The organism is Kitasatospora sp. NPDC036755, assembly GCF_040636595.1.
In the GTDB taxonomy this organism is placed as follows: domain Bacteria; phylum Actinomycetota; class Actinomycetes; order Streptomycetales; family Streptomycetaceae; genus Kitasatospora.
The window spans coordinates 1-23,470 of sequence record NZ_JBEZUT010000123.1 but is presented as its reverse complement, the minus strand read 5'-3'; the positions used below and the strand labels follow the sequence as shown (position 1 = coordinate 23,470).

Annotated in this window: 14 protein-coding genes and 1 pseudogene; 13 read left to right on the top strand and 2 right to left on the bottom strand. The window is 74.9% G+C overall.

Translation table 11 applies throughout. The features are described from left to right. From AB0E96_RS19810 to moeZ, 3 genes and pseudogenes are all read left to right on the top strand, one after another. Positions 1-610: pseudogene (locus AB0E96_RS19810) on the top strand (hypothetical protein); the annotation flags it as partial. 150 nt (positions 611-760) lie between these two features. Continuing rightward, positions 761-1,750, top strand: coding sequence for an NAD-dependent epimerase/dehydratase family protein (locus AB0E96_RS19805; protein ID WP_359825255.1), 990 nt, complete (start codon positions 761-763; stop codon positions 1,748-1,750). Positions 1,751-1,978: 228 nt separating this feature from the next. Then, positions 1,979-3,157, top strand: coding sequence for an adenylyltransferase/sulfurtransferase MoeZ (moeZ, locus tag AB0E96_RS19800; protein ID WP_359825253.1), 1,179 nt, complete (start codon positions 1,979-1,981; stop codon positions 3,155-3,157). A gap of 83 nt (positions 3,158-3,240) precedes the next feature. Here moeZ and AB0E96_RS19795 read toward each other — a convergent pair whose 3' ends face one another. Continuing rightward, positions 3,241-6,018 carry a lysylphosphatidylglycerol synthase transmembrane domain-containing protein gene (locus tag AB0E96_RS19795; RefSeq protein ID WP_359825250.1) on the bottom strand — a complete coding sequence of 926 codons (2,778 nt, stop codon included), beginning with the start codon at positions 6,016-6,018 and terminating at the stop codon, positions 3,241-3,243. Positions 6,019-6,153: 135 nt separating this feature from the next. Here AB0E96_RS19795 and AB0E96_RS19790 point away from each other — a divergent pair, with 135 nt between their 5' ends. The 4 genes from AB0E96_RS19790 (at position 6,154) to AB0E96_RS19775 (ending at position 14,644) form a co-directional block, all read left to right on the top strand. After that, a complete protein-coding gene (locus tag AB0E96_RS19790) occupies positions 6,154-6,507 on the top strand; it encodes an MGMT family protein (protein ID WP_359825247.1) in 354 nt (117 codons plus the stop codon). 119 nt (positions 6,508-6,626) lie between these two features. Then, on the top strand, positions 6,627-9,947 hold the full coding sequence (locus AB0E96_RS19785) for an ATP-dependent DNA helicase (RefSeq protein WP_359825244.1): 3,321 nt from the start codon (positions 6,627-6,629) through the stop codon (positions 9,945-9,947). A 54-nt stretch (positions 9,948-10,001) separates the two neighbouring features. Then, entirely contained in the window at positions 10,002-13,241 is a 3,240-nt protein-coding gene (locus AB0E96_RS19780) for an ATP-dependent DNA helicase (RefSeq protein WP_359825242.1), read from the top strand. 191 nt (positions 13,242-13,432) lie between these two features. Then, on the top strand, positions 13,433-14,644 hold the full coding sequence (locus tag AB0E96_RS19775; protein WP_359825240.1) for a PP2C family protein-serine/threonine phosphatase: 1,212 nt from the start codon (positions 13,433-13,435) through the stop codon (positions 14,642-14,644). A 29-nt stretch (positions 14,645-14,673) separates the two neighbouring features. Here AB0E96_RS19775 and AB0E96_RS19770 read toward each other — a convergent pair whose 3' ends face one another. Next, the gene (locus AB0E96_RS19770; RefSeq protein WP_359825239.1) at positions 14,674-15,645 is read right to left on the bottom strand and encodes an endonuclease/exonuclease/phosphatase family protein; all 972 of its coding nucleotides are present in this window, start codon (positions 15,643-15,645) and stop codon (positions 14,674-14,676) included. 79 nt (positions 15,646-15,724) lie between these two features. Here AB0E96_RS19770 and AB0E96_RS19765 point away from each other — a divergent pair, with 79 nt between their 5' ends. The 6 genes from AB0E96_RS19765 (at position 15,725) to AB0E96_RS19740 (ending at position 23,403) form a co-directional block, all read left to right on the top strand. Continuing rightward, complete coding sequence (locus tag AB0E96_RS19765) at positions 15,725-16,351, top strand: PadR family transcriptional regulator (RefSeq protein WP_359825237.1); 627 nt, start codon at positions 15,725-15,727, stop codon at positions 16,349-16,351. Between the two features lie 71 nt (positions 16,352-16,422). Beyond that, a complete protein-coding gene (locus AB0E96_RS19760) occupies positions 16,423-17,187 on the top strand; it encodes an ABC transporter ATP-binding protein (protein ID WP_359825235.1) in 765 nt (254 codons plus the stop codon). Beyond that, positions 17,184-20,027: an FtsX-like permease family protein gene (locus AB0E96_RS19755; RefSeq protein WP_359825233.1), complete on the top strand. Its 2,844-nt coding sequence runs from the start codon at positions 17,184-17,186 to the stop codon at positions 20,025-20,027. Before AB0E96_RS19760 ends, AB0E96_RS19755 begins: the two co-directional genes overlap by 4 nt. A gap of 219 nt (positions 20,028-20,246) precedes the next feature. Beyond that, positions 20,247-21,650, top strand: coding sequence for a dipeptidase (locus AB0E96_RS19750; protein ID WP_359825231.1), 1,404 nt, complete (start codon positions 20,247-20,249; stop codon positions 21,648-21,650). Between the two features lie 106 nt (positions 21,651-21,756). Continuing rightward, positions 21,757-22,698, top strand: coding sequence for an NAD(+) diphosphatase (nudC, locus tag AB0E96_RS19745; RefSeq protein ID WP_359825229.1), 942 nt, complete (start codon positions 21,757-21,759; stop codon positions 22,696-22,698). A gap of 339 nt (positions 22,699-23,037) precedes the next feature. Next, positions 23,038-23,403, top strand: coding sequence for a GntR family transcriptional regulator (locus AB0E96_RS19740; RefSeq protein ID WP_359825226.1), 366 nt, complete (start codon positions 23,038-23,040; stop codon positions 23,401-23,403). Positions 23,404-23,470 lie beyond the last annotated feature (67 nt).

Below are 23,470 nucleotides of genomic sequence, written 5' to 3'. Positions count from 1 at the left end.
GCCGCGCCCGGCGGCGCTGGGCCACGGGTTGGGCCTGGCCGCGCTGCTGCTGCTCGGGCCGGCCGCGTCGGGCGGGGACCGTCCGTCGCGCGTCGCGCTGGTGCTGGCGGCGGCGGTGTCGGTGGGGGCGGCCGAGGGGGCGGCCCGCTGGTACCGGCGGGCCGCCCGGGGCCACCTGGGCGCGGCGGGCACCCTGGCCGAGTTCCGGGCCCGGATGCGCCCGGTGCTGCCGGTCGCGCTGGCCCTGCACCTGGTGGTGCTCGGGGGGTTGAGCTTCGCCGCGCTGGCGGTGCTGGCCGTGGTCGCCCCGCGCCCCGGGCCGGGTCACGGCGGCGGGCTGCTGCACCTGGCGGCCGAGCGGGCCGGACCCGCCGCGTGGGCGGCGCAGGGCGTGCTGGGCCTGCTGCTGGTGCTGCCGGTGCTGCTGGCGCGGTGCGGCCGGACGGCGGCCGCCGCGGCGGGGGCGTCGGCGGGGGCCGTGGCGGTGCTCGAGCCGCTCGCCCTGGGGCGCTCCGCCCCGGAGGCGTGGCTGCTCGGCGGCGGCACCGTCGCGGTGGCGCTGCTGGCGTACGCCGGGGCGGTGCTCGGCCGGGCCGGCACGCACCGCTGAGCGCCGTCCGCCGACCGCCGCCGCCGGCGGTTCCCGTTCGACTGCTGTTGGGGCCCGGTTCACGGTCCCCGCTCTCGTCCCGTTCGTTGAACTTCGTTGAATTCGGTCCGCCAGGTCGTCCCGAGCTGGCTTCGTGGAAGGACGCCCCCGATGAGGGTGCTGCTGCTGGGCGCCGACGGCTTCATCGGCCGCCGGGTCACCGATCGTCTGCTGATGGACCAGGAGTTGCAGGTGACGGTGCTCGGCCGGCGCGACTCGGCCGACATCCGCTTCGACCTGACCACCGGGAGCCCGGGCGCGCTGGCCCGGTTCCTGGACGCGGTCGCGCCGCAGGTGGTGATCAACTGCGCGGGCGCCACCTACGGCAGCTCGCGCACCCTGATCCGGTCGAACACGCTGGCCGTCGCGACGGTCTGCGAGGCCATCAGGCGCAGCCGGGAACCGGCCCGGCTGGTGCACGTCGGCTCGGCCGCCGAATACGGGCCGGTGCCCGGCGGGGTGCCGGTGTCCGAGCAGGCCGAGCCGCGGCCGGTCGGCCCGTACGGGGTGTCCAAGCTGGCCGGGACGGAGCTGGTGCTGGCCTCCGGGCTGGACGCCGCGGTGCTGCGGGTGTTCGACGTGGTGGGCCCGGGGGCGCCGACCGCCTCGCTGTTCGGGCGGCTGGCCGAGGGCCTGCGGCGGGCGCTGGAGCGGGACGAGCACCAGGTGCGGATGCCGGACCTGTCCGGATACCGGGATTTCGTGGACGTGCGGGACGTCGCCCGGGCCATCCAGGCGGCCGCGGTGTCGGCCGCCACCGGGGTGGTCAACATCGGCAGCGGGCACGCCGTCCGGGCCCGGGACGCGGCCCAGCTGCTGGTGCGGGCCTCGGGCTTCGAGGGGCAGATCGTCGAGGAGAACCGGCCGGTCCTGCTGCCCGCGCAGGCGGCCGGGGCGGGCGGCGAGCACCCGCACGGCCACCACCTGCCCGGGCACCGCCCGGAGGGGCACCGGCCGGAGGGCCGGCCGGCGCCGGGCGAGCCGGTGCCGTGGCGGCAGGCGGACGTGCGCACCGCCAGGGACCGTCTCGGATGGCGGACGCAGGTGCCGCTGGAGGAGTCGCTGGGCGACGTCTGGCTGGAGACGGCCTGCCGGGTGTGAGCGTGCCGCCGTACGCCCCGGGCCCGTCAACCACGGGCCCGGGGCGGCATTCCGGGCCCCGCCGCGGGTTCCACGATCCGACGCCGCCCGTCTCGCCCATCGGACGGGCTGTCTCGGAATACCGAGGGGGCGTGACACTGTTGGCCTAGAGAGCCACCCCAGTGGCGGAGCAACAACCCCGCACCGAGGCTGGCCCTGGCCACCCGAACAAGACCCATCGGAGTCCCCGTGTCGTTGCCACCCCTGGTCGAGCCGGCCGACGAGCTCACCGTTGACGAGGTCCGCCGGTACTCCCGCCACCTGATCATCCCGGACGTGGGCATGGCGGGGCAGAAGCGGCTGAAGAACGCCAAGGTGCTGTGCGTCGGCGCCGGTGGCCTCGGCTCGCCGGCCCTGCTCTACCTGGCCGCCGCCGGTGTCGGAACGCTGGGCATCGTCGAGTTCGACGTGGTCGACGAGTCCAACCTGCAGCGCCAGGTGATCCACGGTCAGTCGGACATCGGCCGCTCCAAGGCGGAGTCGGCCCGCGACTCGGTCAAGGAGATCAACCCGTACGTCGACGTGGTGCTGCACCAGGAGCGCCTCGACAACTCCAACGTCATGGAGATCTTCTCCGGCTACGACCTGATCGTGGACGGCACCGACAACTTCGCCACCCGCTACCTGGTGAACGACGCCGCGGTGCTGCTCGGCAAGCCGTACGTGTGGGGCTCGATCTACCGCTTCGACGGCCAGGCCAGCGTGTTCTGGGCCGAGCACGGCCCCTGCTACCGCTGCCTCTACCCGGAGGCCCCGCCGCCGGGCATGGTCCCCTCCTGCGCCGAGGGCGGCGTGCTGGGCGTGCTGTGCGCGTCCATCGGCTCGATCCAGGTCAACGAGGCGATCAAGCTGCTGGCCGGCATCGGCGACCCGCTGGTCGGCCGGCTGATGATCTACGACGCCCTGGAGATGAACTACCGCCAGGTGAAGGTCCGCAAGGACCCGAACTGCGCCGTCTGCGGCGAGAACCCGACGGTCACCGAGCTGATCGACTACGAGGCCTTCTGCGGCGTCGTGTCGGAGGAGGCGCAGGCCGCCGCCGCCGGTTCGACCATCACCTCGCAGCAGCTGAAGCAGTGGCAGGACGACAAGGAGGACATCTACCTCATCGACGTCCGCGAGCCCGGCGAGTACGAGATCGTCAACATCCCCGGCGCGGTGCTGATCCCGAAGAACGAGTTCCTGATGGGCGACGCGCTGGAGAAGCTGCCGCAGGACAGGAAGATCGTGCTGCACTGCAAGTCGGGCGTGCGCTCGGCCGAGGTGCTGGCCGTGGTGAAGGCCGCCGGCTTCGGCAACGCCGTGCACCTGGGCGGCGGCGTGCTCGGCTGGGTGAACCAGATCGAGCCGCACAAGCCGGTCTACTAGAGCACCGGCACGTAGAGCACCGACGCAGGAGGGCCCGCCGCAACCGGCGGGCCCTCCTCGCGTTCTCCGGGTGCCCGGGCGGCTCAGAGCGCGTTCTTGCGCTGGAGCACGTTGTAGGCGATCCAGCCGGGGATCACCGGCAGCCAGAAGGTGAGCGCCCGGTAGAGGAAGACGGCCGGGGTGGCGACCGCGGGGGAGACGTCCGCGACGGTCAGGGCGCCGATCAGGGCGACCTCGACCGGGCCGATGCCGCCCGGCGTGGGGATCGCCGACCCGGCCGCGTTGGCGGTCAGGAAGACCACCGCGACGGCCGAGAAGCTGACGTCGCCGCCGAAGGCCTGCACCGAGAAGTCCAGGCAGGCGGTGAAGGAGAGGGTCAGCAGCAGGATGCCGCCGAAGCCGGTGACCAGCTTGCTGGGCGTCTGCATCAGGTCGAGCATCCGCGGCACCACGCCGAAGAACAGCGAGCGCAGCCGCCCCAGCACGAACCGGCGCAACGGTGCCACGGCGGCCACCACCAGGGCCAGCACGGCGGCGGTCAGCACGCCGATGATCACCGCGCGGGAGGCGGAGAGGTCCCCGTTGGTCTGGCTGCCGGTGATCAGGCCGAAGCTGAACAGCAGCAGCAGGTGCCCGGCCAGGCCGGCCAGCTGGGAGGCGCCGACCGAGGCCACCGCCTGCCCCGAGCGGATGCCGGCCTTCTGCAGGTAGCGGGTGTTGAGCGCGATGCCGCCGATCGCGGCGGGGGCGACCAGCTTGACGAAGGAACCGGCCAGCTGGGCGGCGACGGTGCGCCGGAACGGCAGCCGCTCGGGGACGAAGCCGGTCAGGCTCATCGAGGCGGCCACGTAGCTGAAGGCGGCGGCGAGCAGCGCGGCCGCGGCCCAGGCCCAGTTCATCTGGGAGAGCTTCAGCTGGGCCGGCTTGATGGTGGTCAGGGCCAGGTAGGCGGCGAAGGTGAGCGCGATCACCATGATCAGCGTCTTCGGCTTCAGCCGTTCCAGCTTGGCCGGGGCCATCGGGGCCTCGGGGGCGATCTGCAGGATCTGGCCGCGGATGCGGCTCAGCAGGTCCTCCCCGGCCGCCGCGATGTCCTCCTCGGCCTGCTGCTGGGTGCGCTCGCCGGCCGCGACCTGCTCCAGCGCCCTGGCCCGGGCGGCGGCCTTGCGCTCCTTGGTGAGCTTGGCGAGGTCGACCCGGGTCGAGCGGCTCATCCCGACCGGCTGGAGCAGCGGCAGCGCCTGGGCCACCCGCTCGGCGCCGAGCACCGCGTTGGCGGTGGCGACGGCGCGTTCCGGGCCGATCCGCAGCGCGAAGGTGGTGAGCAGCTGGGCGACGTCGATCCGCAGGGTCAGGTCGGTGGCGGCGATGTCGCCGCCGGAGAGGTTGACCAGGCAGCCGCTGCGCCCGTCCACCACCAGCAGCGACTCGCCGGTGAGCCGGCGGTGGGCGATCCGGCGCTCGTGCAGGGCGGCCACCGACTGCCAGATCGAGGCCATCACCGGATCGGTGACCTCCTCGTCGGCCAGTTCGTCCAGGGTGCGGCCCTCGACGTTCTCGTACACCAGGATCGCGGCGTCCGGGCCGAGCTCGGAGGTGGCGACCAGCTGCGGCGCGCGGGCGCCCGAGGCGGCCGCCGCGTACGCGATCAGGGCCTCCTGCTCCAGCGCCTGGCGCAGCGACTGGGGGCTGCGGCGCACCGCGACCGAGCGCAGCCGCAGCCGCCGCCAGGCCCGGTAGAAGAAGCCGGAGGCCTGCTGCTCGCGGTCGATGATGTGCACGTCCAGCGGGGGGCCGCCCTGCTGGGTGACGTGGTAGCGGCGGGTGCCGCCGGGGGCGTCGGGGGCGCGCACGGCGCCGGCCGGGGTGAAGCCGACCTTGCGCAGACCGATCATCAGGTGCTGGCCGGTGGGCCGGATGTTGGGGGAGCCGATCGCGTACAGCGTGCCGTAGGCGACGGACCAGCCGATCAGCACGGTGAGCAGCAGCGACAGCGGGGTGGTGTAGCCGCCGAGCAGCTCGGTGACCCCGCTGAAGACCACCACCACCCACAGGGCGACCCGCCAGCGCGGTCTGCTCGACATGCCGACGGCGGTCATGTAGGCGATCACCGGGGCGAGGTAGCCGTGCACCGGGTCGGTGAGGGTGCCGTTGCTGTCCAGCGGCAGCCTGGTCAGGGCGTCCCGGGTGTGCTCGGAGGCGCCCTCGGCCACCCACCAGTCGATGCCGAGCGAGACGCCGTACGCCAGCACCGAGGCGAGCACGCCGTCGGCGACCCGCAGGCCGTCGCGTTTGATCAGCCGTTCGACCGCGAAGGCCAGCGGCACGGCGAGCACCGCGACGCTGGAGAGCAGGCCGGTGATGGTGGAGAACACCGCGGAGAAGTGCGGCGCGTTGGAGGCGATGTCCTGCTCGATGCCGGTGGTGGTCCCGGTGGCGATGCCGGCCAGGACGAAGACCGCGACCAGCCCGAGGACGCCGGCCAGGAAGCGGATCAGGTCGGACGGGCGGTGCGCGCGGGCGGCGAGCAGCGGCTCGTCGACGTCCAGGTGCGCGGCCTCGTCCAGCGGGTCGGGGTCCCCGGGCGGGGCCGTGGGGCCCGCCGGGGCCGGCGGGCCGGGGTCGGCCGGTTCCGGGACGGCGGTCTCGGGGGCCGCGGCGTTGTCGGCCGGGGGCGGGCCGGGCTGTCCGGGGGGCTTCGCGGGTACGGGGGTCTTGATCGTCCGGTCCTTGATCAGGGAGACTTCCGGCGTCGGCCCCGGTTCGGGCCGGCCTTCGCTCCCGCTCCCGGGCGGCGACGGCACGGCGGCAGCGGACTCGTCGGAGTCCTTGTCCACGCCCACGTCAGCCGTCCCGGTCATCTGGTCTTGTCCTCGTATCACCACTCACCGCCCCGGAAGATGGTGGCATGCCCCGGCCTCCCGTGCGGGACAGGGGGCGGATCGGGCGCGGCGGATCGTTCGCACGGCGCCGCGAGCGCGCCCCTGTAGGGAAGGATGCCGCAGGTGACGGACGCAACACACGACAGCCCTCCGGACGCCCTGCCGCCGTTCGCCGAACTGGTGCTCGACCTGACCGAGCGGATTCCACCCGGCCGGGTGATGACCTACGGCGACGTCGCCGAGTACCTCGGCCAGGGCGGCCCCCGACAGGTCGGCCGGGTGATGGCCCTGTACGGCGGCTCGGTGCCCTGGTGGCGGGTGATCCGCGCCGACGGCCGGCTGCTGCCCGGGCACGAGCAGCGCGCCCTCGCCCACTACGGCGACGAGGGCACCCCGCTGCGCGAACTCGCCGACCCGCCCCGGGTCGACCTCCGGCGGGCCCGCTGGGACGGGGACGAAAGTCCCTGAAACCCGCACCCGGACGGGAATGACGGGGCAGGATCGTAGGCTCGATGCGGGCGGACCCTCCGCGGGCCCGCCCCCGCCGTGCCCCGCCCGCCCCACCGTTCGACCCCAGGACCGAGTTCGTGACCTCCCCCTACCGGCTCGTGCGCAGCCCGCTCGTCCAGCCGGAACCCCCCGTGCTGGACGACTACCAGCGCGCCGTGGTCGAGCACGCCGGCGGCCCGCTGCTGGTGCTGGCCGGGCCCGGCACCGGCAAGACCACCACCCTGGTCGAGGCCGTCGCCCGGCGGATCGAGGACGGCACCGACCCCGAGCGGATCCTCGTCCTCACCTTCAGCCGCAAGGCCGCGACGGAACTGCGCGACCGGATGTCCGGCCGGCTCGGCAGCTCCGCCGCCGCCCCGCAGGCCACCACCTTCCACTCGTTCTGCTACGCCCTGCTGCGCGCCCACCAGGACCCGCAGGACTACGCCGAACCGCTGCGGCTGCTCTCCGGCCCCGAGCAGGACGTCATGGTCCGCGAGCTGCTGGCCGGCGGCGCCGAGGACGCCAAGCACGGCAGGTCCCGCATCGAATGGCCACTGGACCTGAGGGCCTGCCTGACCACCCGCGGCTTCGCCGACGAGGTCCGCGCCGTCCTCGCCCGCAGCCGCGAACTCGGCCTCGGAGAGGCCGAACTGGAGCGCTTCGCCCAGGGCGTCCAGCGCCCCGACTGGGCCGCCGCCGCCCACTTCCTGGCCGACTACCTCGACGTGCTCGACCTGCGCGGCGTCCTCGACTACGCCGAACTCGTCCACCGCGCCGTCCTGCTCGCCGAACGCCCCGAGGTCGGCGAACAGCTGCGCCGGCGCTACGAGGTCGTCTTCGTCGACGAGTACCAGGACACCGACCCCTCCCAGGTCCGGCTGCTGCGCCAGCTGGCCGGCGGCGGGCGCGACCTGGTCGCCGTCGGCGACCCGGACCAGTCGATCTACGCCTTCCGCGGCGCCGACATCAACGGCATCCTCGACTTCCCGCAGACCTTCCGGCAGACCGACGGCAGCCCCGCCGAGGTCAAGGTGCTGCGGGTCTCCCGCCGCTCCGGCGCCGTCCTGCTCGCCGCCTCCCGGGAACTCGCCCGCCGGATGCCGATGGGCCGGCTGCCCGCCGACAAGCTCGCCCAGCACCGCGCCCTGCTGCCCTCCCGCGAGGGCGGCACCGTCGAGGTCTACACCTACCCGACCCCCGGCGCCGAACTGGACTCGATCGCCGACCTGCTGCGCCGCGCCCACCTGGAGGACGGCGTGCCCTGGGGCGAGATGGCCGTGCTCGTACGGGCCGGCGCCCGCTCCATCCCCGGCGTGCGGCGGGCGCTCGGCGCCGCCGGCGTCCCCCTGGAGATCGACGGCGACGACCTGCCGCTGCGCGAGGAGCCCGCCGTCGCCCAGCTGCTGCTCGCCCTGCGGGTCTGCGCCGACCAGGCCGCCCGGGACAAGCAGGGCGACCCGGACGCCCCGGACCCGCTCACCACCGAACTGGCGCACGCCCTGCTCACCGGGCCGCTCGGCGGCCTCGACGGCTCCGACCTGCGCCGCCTCGGCCGCGCCCTGCGCGAGGAGGAACGCGCCGCCCTGCGCGCCGACGGACACCCCGCCGCCGCCCCGCGCCCGGCCGGCGAACTGATCCGCGAGGCCCTCGCCGAACCCGAGCGGCTCGTCGCCCTCGACCCCGCGCACGCCCGCCGTGCCCGTGACCTCGGCACCCTGCTGCGCAAGGTCCGCGAGCTGCTGGCCGGGGGCTGCACCGCCGAGGAGGCGCTCTGGGAGCTGTGGGACGGCAGCCGCCGCTGGCGCGAGCGCCTGGAACGGGCCGCCCTGCGCGGCGGCGCGGCCGGCCGCAACGCAGACCGCGACCTGGACGCCCTGTGCGCCCTGTTCGAGACCGCCGCCCGCGCCGAGGAACAGGTCACCGGCCACCGCAGCGCCCTGGACCTGCTCGCCGAACTCGAAGCCCAGGACATCGCCGCCGACACCCTCACCGTCCGGGCCGTGCGCCCCGAGGCCGTCCGGCTGATGACCGCCCACCGCTCCAAGGGCCTGGAGTGGCGCCTGGTCGTGGTGGCCGGCGTCCAGGACGGCCTCTGGCCCGACCTGCGCCGCCGCGGCTCCCTCCTGGAGGCCGACCGGATCGGCCGCGACGGCCTCGCCGAACCGCTCTCCCCGGGCGCCCTGCTCGGCGAGGAGCGCCGGCTCTTCTACGTGGCCGCGACCCGGGCCAGGGAGCGGCTGATCGTCACCGCGGTCAAGGCCCCCGCCGACGACGGCGACGAGCCCTCCCGCTTCCTGCGCGAGCTCTACCGCGAGGACGTCGACCCCAGGACCGGGCGGACCGTCCGCCGCACTCCGCCGGTCACCGTCGAGGACGTCACCCACCGCCCGCGCCGCCCGCTGTCCGTCGCCGCCCTCGTCGCCGAACTGCGCGCCGTCACCGTCGACCCCGCCCGCTCGCCCGAACTGCGCCGCGCAGCCGCCGAACGGCTCGCCACCCTCGCCGCCGCCACCGACGAGGACGGACTGCCGCTGGTGCCCGCCGCCCGGCCCGAACGCTGGTGGGGCCTGGACGACCCGACCAGCGCCCCCGAACCGCTGCGCAGCGCCGACGCGCCGGTCCGGCTGTCCGGCAGCGGGCTGGAACAGCTGGAGAGCTGCTCCCTGCAGTGGTTCCTGGACAAGGAGGTCAAGGCGCGCGGCGCGGGCTCGGCCGCCCAGGGCTTCGGCAACGTGGTGCACGCCCTCGCCGACGAGGTCGGCTCCGGCCGCACCCCCGCCGACCTGGCCGTGCTCATGGAGCGGCTGGACACCGTCTGGGACGCGCTGGCCTTCGACGCGCCCTGGAAGTCCCAGCAGGAGAAGACCGAGGCCCGCTCCGCCCTGGAGCGCTTCCTCAACTGGCACGTCCTGGAGCGCGGCCGGGACCTCGTCGCCACCGAGCACGGCTTCGACGTCACCCTCGACGTCGGCGGCGTCTCGGTGCGCATCCGCGGCTCGATGGACCGGGTGGAGAAGGACGCGGCCGGGCGCGCCTACGTGGTCGACTTCAAGACCGGCAAGCAGATACCCACCGACAAGTCGCTGCCCGAGCACAAGCAGCTCGCCGTCTACCAGCTCGCCGTCCGGGCCGGCGCCCTGAACGAGCTGCCCGGCTTCACCGGTCACCCGCCGGACACCGGCGGCGCCGAACTCGTCCACCTGCGCGAGCCCGCCGCCAAGGCCGCCCAGGACGCGCCCAAGGTGCAGCGCCAGGAGCCGCCGGAGGGCGAGCCCTGGATCGAGAACCTGCTCGCCGAGGCGGCCGGGAAGGTGCTCGCCGAGCGCTTCGTCCCGCAGACCGGCGGCGGCTGCGACCGCTGCGCCTTCCGCCGCAGCTGCTCCGCCCAGCGCGACGGGGCGCAGCTGGTCGAGTAGCGGCCGGGCGGCGGCGGGGCGGAGCTTGTCCGTCGCTCCGGTTACCGTTGCGTGGTGACCGCCGTGCTCAGCCATCCCGACCAGCTCAAGGAGCTGCTGGGGATCCCGTTCAACCGGGAGCAGATGGCGGCCATCGGCGCCCCCCTGGAACCGGCCGTGATCGTGGCCGGCGCCGGCTCCGGCAAGACCACCGTGATGGCCGCCCGGGTGGTCTGGCTGGTCGGCTCCGGAGCCGTACGGCCCGAGGAGGTGCTCGGCCTCACCTTCACCAACAAGGCCGCCGGCGAGCTCTCCGAACGGGTGCGCCACTCCCTCCTGAGGGCCGGGGCGATCGACCGGGACGCCGCCGAGCCGCTCGGCGACCCGGAGATCTCCACCTACCACGCCTTCGCCGGCCGCCTGCTCAAGGAGCACGGCCTGCGGATCGGCATCGAGCCGGACGTGCGGCTGCTCGCCGACGCCACCCGCTTCCAGCTCGCCGCCAAGGTCCTGCGCACCGCCCGCGGCCCCTTCCCCGCCCTCACCGGCACCTTCGCCAACCTCGTCGCCGACCTCACCGCGCTGGACGGCGAGCTCGCCGAGCACCTGGTCGAACCGCAGACCCTGCGCGCGTTCGACGAGGAGCTGCTGGACACCCTCGCCACCGTCAAGCTGACCAACGACGACCTGCGGGCCGTCCCGGCCACCGCCCGGGCCCGGCTGGAGCTGCTGCGCCTGGTCGAGGACTACCGGCGCCGCAAGCGCTCCGCCGGGCTGATGGACTTCGGCGACCAGATCGCCGCCGCCGCCCGCCTCGCCCAGCAGCGCCCGGAGGTCGGCGAGCTGCTGCGCGGCCAGTTCAGGGTGGTGCTGCTGGACGAGTACCAGGACACCTCGGTCGCCCAGCGGCTGATGCTCGCCGGGCTCTTCGGCGCCCCCTCCGACGGCGCCCGCCCGGGCACCGGCAGCGGCCACCCGGTGACCGCCGTCGGCGACCCCTGCCAGGCGATCTACGGCTGGCGCGGCGCCTCGGTGGCCAACCTCGACGAGTTCCCCCGGCACTTCCCGAAGGCCGACGGCCGCCCCGCCGAGCGCTACGCGCTCAGCGAGAACCGCCGCAGCGGCGGCCGGCTGCTCGCCTTCGCCAACGAACTCGCCGCCCCGCTGCGGGAGATGCACGAGGGCGTGGAGGCGCTGCGCCCGGCCCCCGGCGCCGAGCGGGACGGCTACGTGCGCGCGGCGCTGCTGCCCACCCACGCCGAGGAGATCGACTGGCTGGCCGACTCGATCGCCCACCTGGTGCGCACCGGCACCGCGCCCGGCCGGATCGCCGTGCTGTGCCGCGGCGGGGCGGCCTTCCCGGACGTCCACGCCGCGCTGGTCGCTCGGGAGGTGCCGGTCGAGGTGGTGGGCCTCGGCGGGCTGCTGCAGCTGCCCGAGGTGGCCGACCTGGTGGCGGTCTGCGAGGTGCTGCAGGATCCGACGGCCAACGCCGCGCTGGTGCGCCTGCTGATCGGCCCGCGCTGGCGGATCGGCCCGCGCGACCTCGCGCTGCTCGGCCGCCGGGCCGCCGACCTGGTGCGCACCGACCGGCCCGAGGGCGTCGAGGCGCTGGCCGCGGCGGTCGCCGAGGCCGACCCGACCGAGGTGGTGTCGCTGGCCGACGCGGTGGAGACGTTCCTGGACTCCCCGTCCGGCGAGCAGGGGAAGCCGGACGAGCTGCCGTTCTCCGCCGAGGCGCGGGTGCGCTTCGCCCGGCTCGCCGCCGAGCTGCGCGAGCTGCGCCGCTCGCTGGCCGACCCGCTGATGGACGTGCTGCACCGGGTGCTGGCCGTCACCGGCCTGGAGGTCGAACTCGCCGCCTCCCCGCAGGCGCTGGCCGCCCGGCGGCGGGAGACCCTGCACGCCTTCCTGGACGTCGCCGCCTCCTTCGCCGACCTCGACGGCGATCCGGGCCTCGCCGCGTTCCTCGGCTTCCTGCGCGCCGCCCAGGAGTACGAGCGCGGCCTGGACAGCAGTCTGCCCGGCGGCGAGGACACCGTGAAGGTGCTCACCGCGCACAAGTCCAAGGGCCTGGAGTGGGACGTGGTGGCCGTCCCCGGCCTGGTGCGGGGCGCGTTCCCCTCGTCGAGCCCGCGCGAACGCTGGACGAGCACCAAGCGCGTGCTTCCGCACGCCCTGCGCGGCGACGCCGAAACTCTGCCCGACGTCCGCGGCGGGTGGAACGGGAAGTCGATGACGGCGTTCAAGAAGGAGCTCGCCGAGCACTCCGCCGTCGAGGAACTGCGCCTGGGCTACGTGGCGTTCACCCGCCCCCGGTCGCTGCTGCTGGCCTCCGGGCACTGGTGGGGGCCGAGCCAGAAGACCGTCCGCGGCCCGTCCGCCTTCCTGGAGCGGCTGCGCGAGCACTGCGAGCGGCCCGGCGCCGGCGAGGTCGAGCACTGGGCCGAGCAGCCGGAGAAGGGCGCCGAGAACCCGGCGCTGGCCGCCCCCGTCGAACGCCCCTGGCCGCTGCCGCTGGACCCGGCCGCCCAGCACGCCCGCCGCCGGGTCGCCGGGGTGGTGCGCTCGCGGGTGGCCGGCGCGCCCGCGCCCGATGCCGAGGAGATGGCCCCCGAGGACCAGCGTCAGGTCGCCTCCTGGGACCGCGACCTGACCGCGCTGCTGGGCGAGTTGGAGCGTTCCCGGCGCACCGCGCGGGACGTGCCGCTGCCCGCCGCGCTGTCCGCCACCCAGCTGCTGCGGCTGGCCGCCGACCCGGACGGCTTCGCGCACGAGCTGGCCCGTCCGATGCCGCGGCCCCCGCAGCCGGCGGCCCGGCGCGGCACCCGCTTCCACGCCTGGGTGCAGTCCCGGATCGAGCCGCTGCTACTGGTCGAGCCCGGTGCGCTGCCTGGGGCCGACGACGACGGCATCGAGGACGAGCAGGACCTGGAGCGGCTGAAGGAGGCGTTCCTGCGCACCCCGTACGCGCAGCGCAAGCCGTACCGGGTGGAGGCGCCGTTCCAGCTGGTGCTGGCGGGCCGGGTGGTGCGGGGCCGGATCGACGCCGTCTACCGGGAAGATGACACGTTGTCGGAATCCGGTGGTGCGTCACGCTACGAAGTGGTGGACTGGAAGACCCACCGGGAGGAGACCGCCGACCCGTTGCAGCTCGCGGTCTACCGGCTGGCCTGGGCCGAGCACGCGGGCGTCGATCCCGAGCAGGTCACGGCTTCGTTCCTGTACGTCCGCAGTGGCCGGATCGTCCGTCCGGCAGGACTTCCTGACCGAAAAGAGTTGGAACGGCTCCTGATCGGGAACAGTGACTATTGAGTCACACAGAGCATCCAAGTCATCACACCAGTGCCCGAAACCTGTGCGTCGTGCACGTTTCGCGCCTATTGTGGGGTCGGTAACCGGTCAACCCCCGTGCTCCGGCCGCCAGCGAGGCCCGTGTTCCCTAACCCTCAGTCATCGCCGCAGGTGCCCTCGGGCATCGGCGTCTTCTGCTGGAGAGACCGAAGTTGAGCGCGACCGGATGGATCAGAGAGCGGTTCGCCGGGCCGACCCAGGGGCCCGCCCCGCGCGCGACCGGCACCTGGCCGAGGACGGCACTGTCGCTGCCGTTCATCGGCATGGTGCTGATCGTCGCCCTCGACTACCTCAGTGGCACCGAGGTGACGGTCGAACCGGCCCTCACCGCCGTGCCCGCGCTGGCCGCCGTGGTCAGCCGCCGAACCTGGTACCCGCTCGCCATCGGTCTGGGCACCGAGGCGGCGGCCTTCCTGATGGCCATCCGCAGTGACACGATCGGCGAGTCCGTGCACGCCGCCAGCGTCTTCGCGATCCTGCTCGTGGCCGCGATCGGATGGGTCAGCGCCACCCTGAGGCTGCGCCAGGAGCAGGCGCTGGCCGACGCCCAGCTCGTCGCCTCGATCGCCCGCCGGGTGCTGCTGCGGCCCGTTCCCGAGCGGGTCGGCACCGTACGGGCGGCCGTCCACTACGAGGCCGCCGCCGCGCACGCCCGGATCGGGGGCGACCTCTACGAGGTGGTCAACACCCGGCACGGGGTGCGGGCCGTGGTCGGGGACGTGCGCGGCAAGGGCCTCGGCGCGGTGGAGACGGCCGCCGCCGTGCTCGGGGCCTTCCGCGAGGCCGCCCACCAGGAGGCCGCCCTGGACCGGGTGGCCGGCTGGCTGGCCGTCAGCCTCGACCGCGCCCTGCACGAGAACGACCACCCGGGCGTGGAGGAGGAGTTCGTCACCCTGGTGCTGATCGGGGTCGGCCCCGGCGGCGCCGCGGAGATCGTCAACTGCGGCCACCCGGCCCCGCTGCTCCTGCGCGGCGGCGAGGTCCGACAGCTCGAACTCGCCGAGACCGTGCCGCCGTTGGGCGTCCTCGACCCGGCCGACGTCAACCCGCCGGTGCACCGGCTGCTGCTCCAGGGCGACGACCGGGTGCTGCTGTTCACCGACGGGGTGATCGAGGCCCGCGACCGCGCCGGCGTCTTCTACCCGCTCGCCGAACGCTTCCCGCGCTGCGCCGGCGGCCGCCCGGCCGACGTCCTGCAGCGGCTGCACGAGGACGTGGTGCGCCACGTCGGGCGCCAGCTCGGCGACGACGCCGCCATGTTGCTGCTCCAGTTCGACCCCCCGCCCGCCCTCGGGTCCGGCCCCCACCGGGACGGGAACACCGTCCACCTGCCGCAGCAGGCCGGAGTCCTGACGCGCCAGTAGGTGCGCCGGACGTACCGCCGGGGGTGCCGTCAGAGGCGCACCTCGACCAGCAGCGGGCGGTGGTCCGACACCGCCGCGCGCGGCGCCGCCGCCGGGCCGACCGCCGTGCGCGGCACACCGATCGCCAGCACGTGGTCGAACTGCACCGCGGGCCGGTGCGAGGGGTAGGTCGGCGTGCGCGCCAGGTCGTACCAGCCCTGCAGTCGGGGGCGAGGCTCGCGCACCCGGCGCCGGCGCGGCTCGGCCAGCGCGGGCCGGGCCCGCCGGGCCGCCCGCAGCTCGCGCACCCGCGCCCTCGGCGCGGTGCGCTCCAGGGCCGTCGCCCCGCCGAGCACCGTGCGCGGCACGGCGCCGACCAGGTTGAAGTCCCCCAGCACCAGGTACGGCTGGGGCAGGTCGGCGATCCAGCGCCGGATGCCGGCCAGCTGCGCCATGTTCCAGCCGGGGACGAAGGACAGGTGCGCCGCCACCACGGTGAACGGCCCGCGGTCGCCCTCCAGGACGGCCGCCAGGGCCGCCCGCGGTTCGTCCGGCACCGGGGTCAGCCCGCGCCGGCCGGCCACCCGCAGCGGCAGCCCGAACGGCGCCGGGGCGAACCGCCGGGCCCGCCAGTGCCGCACCGGAAGCCTCGTCAGCAGCGCGGTCCCGTAGGAGGGCGGGGCGTCGTCGCCGACCTCGCCCGGCCCGTACACCCGCAGGCCGCCCGGAGCGGACGGCTCCGGCACCCAGCCCGCCACCGGCGCCGGGCGGCCGTGCAGGGCCGCGGCGAAGCGCCAGTCCTTGGCGCCCATCGCCGCGGCCGCCACCGCCGCCTGGTCGGTGCCGCCGGAGCGCGCCTGGTAGCGGTCCACCTCCTGGAGCGCCAGCACGTCGGCGTCCAGCGCGGCCACCGCCTCGGCCAGCGGCCCGCCCGCGTCGGGCGGGTAGGGCCGTGGTCCGCCGTCCGGGGCGAGCGGCTGGCCGTGCAACAGGTTGAAGGTGGCGATGCGCAACTGGCTCACACCGCACGACGGTACCCGCTCCCCGGGCCGGGCGGCCCCGGCTTGAGGCGGTACGACATACCGGGTATACATACTCGGTATGTCCATCCGTCACGGTCTGCTCGCCCTGCTCGACCAGGGCCCGCGCTACGGCTACCAGCTGCGCACCGAGTTCGAGGCGCGCACCGGCGCCACCTGGCCGCTCAACGTCGGACAGGTCTACACCACGCTGTCGCGCCTGGAGCGCGACGGACTGGTGGAGCCCGCGGGGGAGGACGACGAGGGCCACCAGTTCTACGCCGCCACCGACGCCGGCCGCGAGGAACTGCGGAGCTGGTTCGACACCCCGGTGCCCCGGACCAGCCCCCCGCGCGACGAACTGGCGATCAAGCTCGCCATGGCGGTGACCGTCCCCGGAGTGGACGTCTCCGCCGTCGTCCAGGGCCAGCGCCGGCACAGCATCAAGGCGCTCCAGGACTACACCCGGCTCAAGGGCCGCGCCCTCGCGGGGGAGAAGCGCCCCGGCGCGACGCCCTCCGCCGGCAACGACCTGGCCTGGCTGCTCGTCCTCGACCAGCTCATCTTCCAGACCGAAGCGGAGATCCGCTGGCTCGACCACTGCGAGACCCGGCTCGCCCAGCAGGCCGAACTCCTGCAGGCCCGCACCGCCGAGGCCGCCGGCGACGGGGCCGCGCCCGCCAAACGCGGCCGCCGCCTGCGCACCTGAGCCCCCGCGGAACCCGAACCACCAGGCTCGGCCCCGACGCCGAGCGCACACCCAGCACAAGGGGGGAATTCGTGTCCCACACCGATGAGGCCCGGCAGACGCCGGTGCTCCACCTGGAGAACGTCACCCGCGTCCACGGCCAAGGCGCCGCCGAGGTCCAGGCCCTGCGCGGCGTCGACCTCAAGGTCCACCCCGGCGAGTTCGTCGCCGTCATGGGCCCCTCCGGCTCCGGCAAGTCGACCCTGCTCACCCTGGCCGGCGGCCTGGACACCCCGAGCGGCGGCCGCGTCCTGGTCGAGGGCTGCGACCTCGGCGGGCTCAACCGCAAGAAGCTCGCCCAGGTCCGCCGCCGCTCCGTCGGCTACGTCTTCCAGGACTACAACCTGATCCCGGCGCTCACCGCCGCCGAGAACATCTCGCTGCCGCGCGAACTCGACGGGCTGTCCACCCGCGCCGCCCGCCGCGAGGCCCTCACCGCGCTCGAGGAACTCGGCATCCCCGAGCTCGCCGACCGCTTCCCCGACGACATGTCCGGCGGCCAGCAGCAGCGCGTCGCCATCGCCCGCGCCCTGATCGGCGACCGCCGCCTGGTCCTCGCCGACGAACCCACCGGCGCCCTCGACTCCACCACCGGCGAGGCCGTCCTCGCCGTCCTGCGCGCCCGCTGCGACGCCGGCGCCGCCGCCATGATGGTCACCCACGAAGCCCGGCACGCCGCCTGGGCCGACCGGGTCGTCTTCCTGCGCGACGGCCGCATGGTCGACGAGTCCGTCAGCCAGGACGCCGCCAGCCTGCTCGTCACCGCCGCCGGCAACAGCCTGAAGGTGGACGAGTGAAGCTCAGCGCCTGGCGGGTCGCCCTGCGCATAGCCCGCCGCGACGCCCTGCGTGCCAAGGGCCGCAGCGCCCTCGTCATCGCCATGGTCGCCCTGCCCGTGCTCGGCGTCACCGGCGCCGACGTGTTCTTCCGCAGCGCCGAACCGACGCCCTCCGAGCGCGCGGTGCGGATCATGGGCCAGGCCGCCGGCGAACTGCACATGATCGACCGCGGCTCCTCCGTCAAGCAGGCGCCCGACCCCGAGCAGGGGTACACCCTGCAGCGCCCCAAGGACGACCTCAAGCCCGGCGAGACCCCCACGTACACCCCCGCGCAACAGCGCGCCCTCGACACCGCCCCCGCCGAGCTGGCCCGCCAACTGCTCCCGGCCGGCACCGTCCTGGTGCCCGAGCTCCAGGGCCCGTACACCGCCGCGACCAGTGCCGAGGGCCTGCTCAGCACCCGGGTCGCCGAGGCCGACCTGAGCGACCCGGTCTGGCAGGGCCGGATCGTCCTGCTCAAGGGCCGGGCCCCCGCCGCCGACAACGAGGCCGCCGTCACCCAGGACTTCCTCAAGCGATCCGGGCTCAGGATCGGGGACAAGACCGCCGTCCGCGGCCTGGAATCCAGCCCCTTCACCATCACCGGCGCCTACGAGTACCCCGGCGAACTGCGGGCCACCGAGCTCACCGCCCGCCCCGGCACCCTGATCAACCGGCTCCCCCCGGACCCCGACGACCCCAACGGCGGAGACCCCACCCGCTGGCTCGTCAAGCTCCCGGCCGGCACCGCCGGACTCGACTGGCCCAAGGCCCGCGAACTCAACGAGTACGGCTTCACGCTGACCTCGCGCGCCGTCCTCGCCGACCCGCCGCCCCGCTCCGAGGTCCCGTACTTCACCGAGGCCGGGCAGTTCGACTCCGGTCCCAGCTTCTTCAACCGGACCGACATCGTCATCCTCGCCACCGTCGTCGGCATGGCCCTGCTGGAGATCGTCCTCCTCGCGGGCCCCGCCTTCGCCGTCGGCGCACGGCGCTCCCGGCGGCAGCTCGGGCTGCTCGCCGCCGCCGGCGGTGAGCGGGCCAACGTCCGCGCGGTCGTGCTCGGCGGCGGCATCGTCCTCGGCCTCACCGGCGCCGTGGTCGGCCTCGGCCTGGGCGTCGGCCTGGTCGCCCTGCTGCGCACCACCGCCGAGGAGAACGCCGGACGCCGCTTCGGCCACTTCGCCGTGCAGCCGCTCGACCTGCTCGGCATCCTCCTGGTCGGGCTCGTCACCGGCCTGCTGGCCGCTGTCGTGCCCGCCGTCCAGGCCTCCCGCCAGGACGTCGTCGCCGCGCTCACCGGCCGCGACACCCTCAAGCCGCCGAGCCGCAGGCTCGCCCTCGTGGGCCTGCTGATGATCGGCGGCGGCGCTGCCCTCGCCCTGTTCGGCGCCACCGGCGGCTTCGGCAACCGCAGCTTCGCCGTCCTCGGCGGCTCGGCCGTCGCGGAACTCGGCATGGTCGCCCTCGTGCCCTACCTGGTCGGCCTGTTCGGCCGGCTCGGCCGCTGGCTCTCGCTCGGCCCCCGGCTCGCCCTGCGCGACTCGGTGCGCCACCGCGGCCGCACCGCTCCCGCCGTCGCCGCCGTGATGGCCGCCGTCGCCGGCTCCGTGGCCGTCAGCGTCTACATGGCCAGCTTCGAGGAGCAGTACCGGCGCGAGTACGTCGCCTCCGGCCCGTCCGGTGCCGTCATCCTCGGCAGCGGCTGGCAGAACGACGAGAAGATGCTGCCGCAGATGCGCGAGGCCGTCGAGAAGAGCATCCCCGACCTCGGCCCGCGCGCCGACGTCCAGCGCGTCCAGCCGAAGGGCGACTGCGGCCCCGGCGTCTACTGCGGCTACGTCAGCGTCGAACTGCCCAAGGAGGACCGCTGCCCCCTGATGGACTCGAAGGAGACCCTCACCGACGCCGAGCGCGAGCGGATCCTGAGCGGCGACAAGCGCTGCCAGACGAACCACCGCCGCGGCAACGCGTTCAACCCGGTGACGGCCGGGGGCACCGTCCTGCTGCGCAACCTCTTCGGCGTCACCGACAAGGCCGCCGGCTCGGCCCTTGCGGCCGGCAAGGCGGTGGTCTTCGACGAGCGCTACATCAAGGACGGAAAGACGATCATCCGGTTCAGCGCCCCGGGCACCGTTGACGGGAGCGGCTCGGCCAGGCCCGCCGACATCGAGCTCGTCGTGGACGCCTTCCTCGCCTCACCCGCGCTGCCCTCCCCCGCCCAGGCCGTGCTCAGCCCGGAGACCGCCGACCGGCTGGGCTTCACCACCGCCCCGGCCGGCGCGGTCTGGCTGCCCGAGGGCATGCCCTCGGACGGCGCCCAGCAGAAGGCCGACGGCGCGCTGTCCAAGCTCAGCGACCACGACGTGCTCAAGATCGAACGCGGCTACCAGTCCCCGGCCGGACTGATCCAGCTCGGCCTGAACGTCTTCGCGGGCATCGTCGCCCTCGGCGCGGCCGGCATCGCCACCGGACTGGCCGCCGCCGACTCCCAGCGCGACCTGACCACCCTCGCGGCGGTCGGCGCCGAGCCCCGCATCCGGCGCTCGCTGTCCGGCTTCCAGTGCGGGGTGATCGCCGCCATGGGCACCCTGCTCGGCGTGGTCTGCGGCGTGGTGCCGGGCGTGGCGCTGCGCAAGGTCGAGGCCGCGGCGAGCAGCTACCCGGGAATGAGCGCCGAGGAGCTCGCCGACAAGGCGTCCCTGGTCTTCCCGTGGCCCACCATCGCCGTCACCGTGCTGCTGCTGCCCGTGCTCGCGGCCGCCCTCGCGGCGCTGATGACCCGCTCGCGGATCACCCTGCTGCGCCGCTCGGGCTGAGGCCCAGGCCCCGCGCCCGTTCCGCCACCCCCGTCCGCACCGACACCGCGGCGGGGGTGGCGGCCGTCGTGGCGGGTCGCGACGGCCGCCCCGACGGGGCCGGGGCGGGGGCAGCGACGGGGTGCGGAGGCCGGGGGTGACGGAGGTTACAGCCCCGACGGCGCCCGGCAGCCGGACGGCCGGGGCGGGCACCCGTACGGGCGAACTACAGTCGTCGGTATGACGAGAACCCCGGACAGCGTCGTCCGCTCCTACATCGACCAGCACCAGGCCGCCTTCCTCGCGGACCTCTCCGAGTGGCTGGCCATCCCCTCGGTCTCCGCGGACCCGGACCGGGCCGGTGACGTGCGCCGCTCGGCCGAGTGGCTGGCCGCCAAGCTGGGCACGACCGGCTTCCCCGTGGCCGAGGTGTGGGAGACCGACGGACTGCCGGCGGTGTTCGCCGAGTGGCCCTCCGGGGACCCGTCCGCGCCGACCGTCCTGGTCTACGGGCACCACGACGTGCAGCCCGCGGCCAAGGAGGACGGCTGGGAGACCGAGCCGTTCACCCCGACCGTGGTCGACGGCCGGCTGTACGCGCGCGGCGCCGCCGACGACAAGGGCCAGGTGTTCTTCCACACCCTCGGCGTGCGCGCCCACCTGGCCGCCACCGGCCGCACCGCGCCGGCCGTCAACCTCAAGCTGCTGATCGAGGGCGAGGAGGAGTCCGGCTCGCCGAACTTCGCCGAGCTGGTCCGGCGCGAGGCCGGGCGGCTGGCCGCCGACGTGGTCGTCATCTCCGACACCGGCATGTGGTCGGCGACCACGCCGACCGTCTGCACCGGCATGCGCGGCCTGGCCGACGCCCAGATCGACCTGTTCGGGCCGGACACCGACATCCACTCCGGCTCCTTCGGCGGCGCCGTCCCCAACCCGGCGCAGGTCGCGGCGGAGCTGGCCGCCGCCCTGCACGACACCGACCGCAAGGTCGCGGTCCCGGGCTTCTACGACGGCGTCGTCGAGCTGACCGAGACCGAGCGCGAGCTGTTCGCCGAGCTGCCCTTCGACGAGGAGCAGTGGCTGCGGGTCGCCAAGTCGTACGGCACCCGCGGCGAGGCCGGCTACTCCACCCTGGAGCGGATCTGGGCCCGCCCGACCGCCGAGGTCAACGGCATCTGGGGCGGCTACACCGGCCCCGGCGGCAAGACCATCGTCCCGACCTCGGCGCACCTCAAGCTGTCCTTCCGGCTGGTCGCCGGGCAGGAGGTGGAGAAGGTCCGGGACGCGGTGCGGGCCTGGGCGGCCGAGCAGGTGCCCGCGGGCATCCGGTACGAGCTGGTCTTCCCCGGCGCGACCCGGCCCTGCCTGACCCCGCTGGACCACCCGGCGCTGCAGTCGACCGTGCGCGCGATGGGACGGGCCTTCGAGCAGAAGATCCTCTTCACCCGCGAGGGCGGTTCCGGCCCCGCCGCCGACCTCCAGGACGTGCTGGGCGCGCCGGTGCTGTTCCTCGGCATCTCGGTGCCCTCGGACGGCTGGCACTCGGTCAACGAGAAGGTCGAGCTGGACCTGCTGGCCAAGGGCGTGGAGACCGCCGCGTACCTCTGGGGCGACCTGGCCGAGAACTTCCGGCCGGAGGCATGAGCACCGCCGCGCGCACCGGGGCCACCCGCGCCGGTGGCCCCGGTGCGCGCACCATGGCAGCCAGATCACTCATCCGGATGATTCACCACGTGGGGATGGAACAGACGTGAGCACCGTGCCTGAGACCGAGCGCCCGCTGCCCCTGGCACTGGCCCGGTCCGGGGTGGACCGCGCGGCCGAGCACCGTTTCGACGAGCCCTGGCTGGCGGCCGCCTGGAGCCACCCGAACACCCGGGTCCTGCCGATCGCCGGCGGCGAGGCGTTCGTGGTCGACACCGCGCAGGGCACCGAACTCGTGCTGCTGCCCTCCTTCGAGGCGCCGCAGACCGGCGACCGGTACTTCCTCGGCACCGACGAGGACGGCGTCTCGTACTTCGCGCTGGCCGGCGAGAGCCTGCCCGGACGCCTGGACGGCGACGCCCGCCCGGCCGGGCTGCGCGAGGTCGGCGGGCTGCTGTCCGACCGGGACGCCGGGCTGCTGGTGCACGCCGTGGCCCTGGAGCACTGGCACCGGCTGCACAGCTTCTGCTCGCGCTGCGGCCACCCGACCGAGAAGGCCGGCGCCGGGCACGTGCGGCGCTGCACCTCCTGCGCCGCCGAGCACTACCCGCGCACCGACCCGGCGGTGATCATGGTGATCACCGACGAGCAGGACCGCTGCCTGCTCGGCCGCCAGGCGCTGTGGCCGGAGGGCCGCTGGTCGACGCTGGCCGGGTTCGTCGAGCCGGGGGAGTCGATCGAGCAGGCCGTGGCCCGCGAGGTGCACGAGGAGGCGGGCGTGCGGGTCGGCGAGGTGCGCTACGTCGCCAGCCAGCCCTGGCCGTTCCCGTCCAGCCTGATGCTCGGCTTCCTGGGCCGGGCGCTGCCCGGCGGCACCGAGATCACCGTGGACGGGGAGGAGCTGGCCGAGGCGCGCTGGTTCTCCCGGGAGGAGCTGCGGGCGGGGATGGAGGCGGGCGAGATCCTGCCGCCGTCCGGCATCTCGATCGCCCGGCACCTGGTCGAGCTCTGGTACGGGGAGCCCCTGCCCCCGGCGGCGCGCTGGTAGTGCCGCGGCGCGGCTGTGGTTCCGGGGCCCGGCTGCGGTCCCGGGGCGGGCGGCGCTCCGGGTCCCGTGGTGCGCCGGTGGTTCCGCGGCGTGCCGGTGGCCCCGGGGAAAGGGGCTCGCGGGAAAGCGGCTCGTACGAAAGGGGGCGCGTGGCGAATTCCACGCGCCCCCCGTTTATCTCTCCAGCCCCTTCCCGCATTCGCCACGGCCAGCTGTTCGTATCCGGACGGGCCAGTTCTGCTACCGGAAGGGGTCCGCTCCGGCCCGTTGTCAACCCGCTCGGACGGTATTGCCGGAAACCGCTGAAACCGGCTCGCCGCGCTCGCTACATTCACGAGGGTGACAATCCCCCGGGGCACCGCCCAATCCCCCAAATACCAGCGCCTCGCCGCCGACCTGCGCCGCCGGATCGCCGAAGGCGAGTTCACCGCCGACGCCGCCCTGCCGGTCGAGAGCGAACTGGAGCGCCAGTACGGCGTCGCCCGCAACACCGTCCGGCTCGCCGTCGACGTCCTGGTCAACGAGGGCCGCCTGGTCCGCCTCCAGGGCAAGGGCACCTACCTGCGCGAACACCCCGTCCTGGACCACCGCGCCTACGGGCCCTGCCTGCCCCCCGCGCCGCGCGACTGCCTCGCCGCGCCCTCCGCCGTCTACCTGGGCGAGGCGGCCGAAGCCGGCTCCTCCTTGCTCCCCACGTACTTGTAGACCGTCGGGCGCGACAGCTGCGACTCCTCGACGATGTCGGAGACCGTGGTGCGGCGGTAGCCGTTGC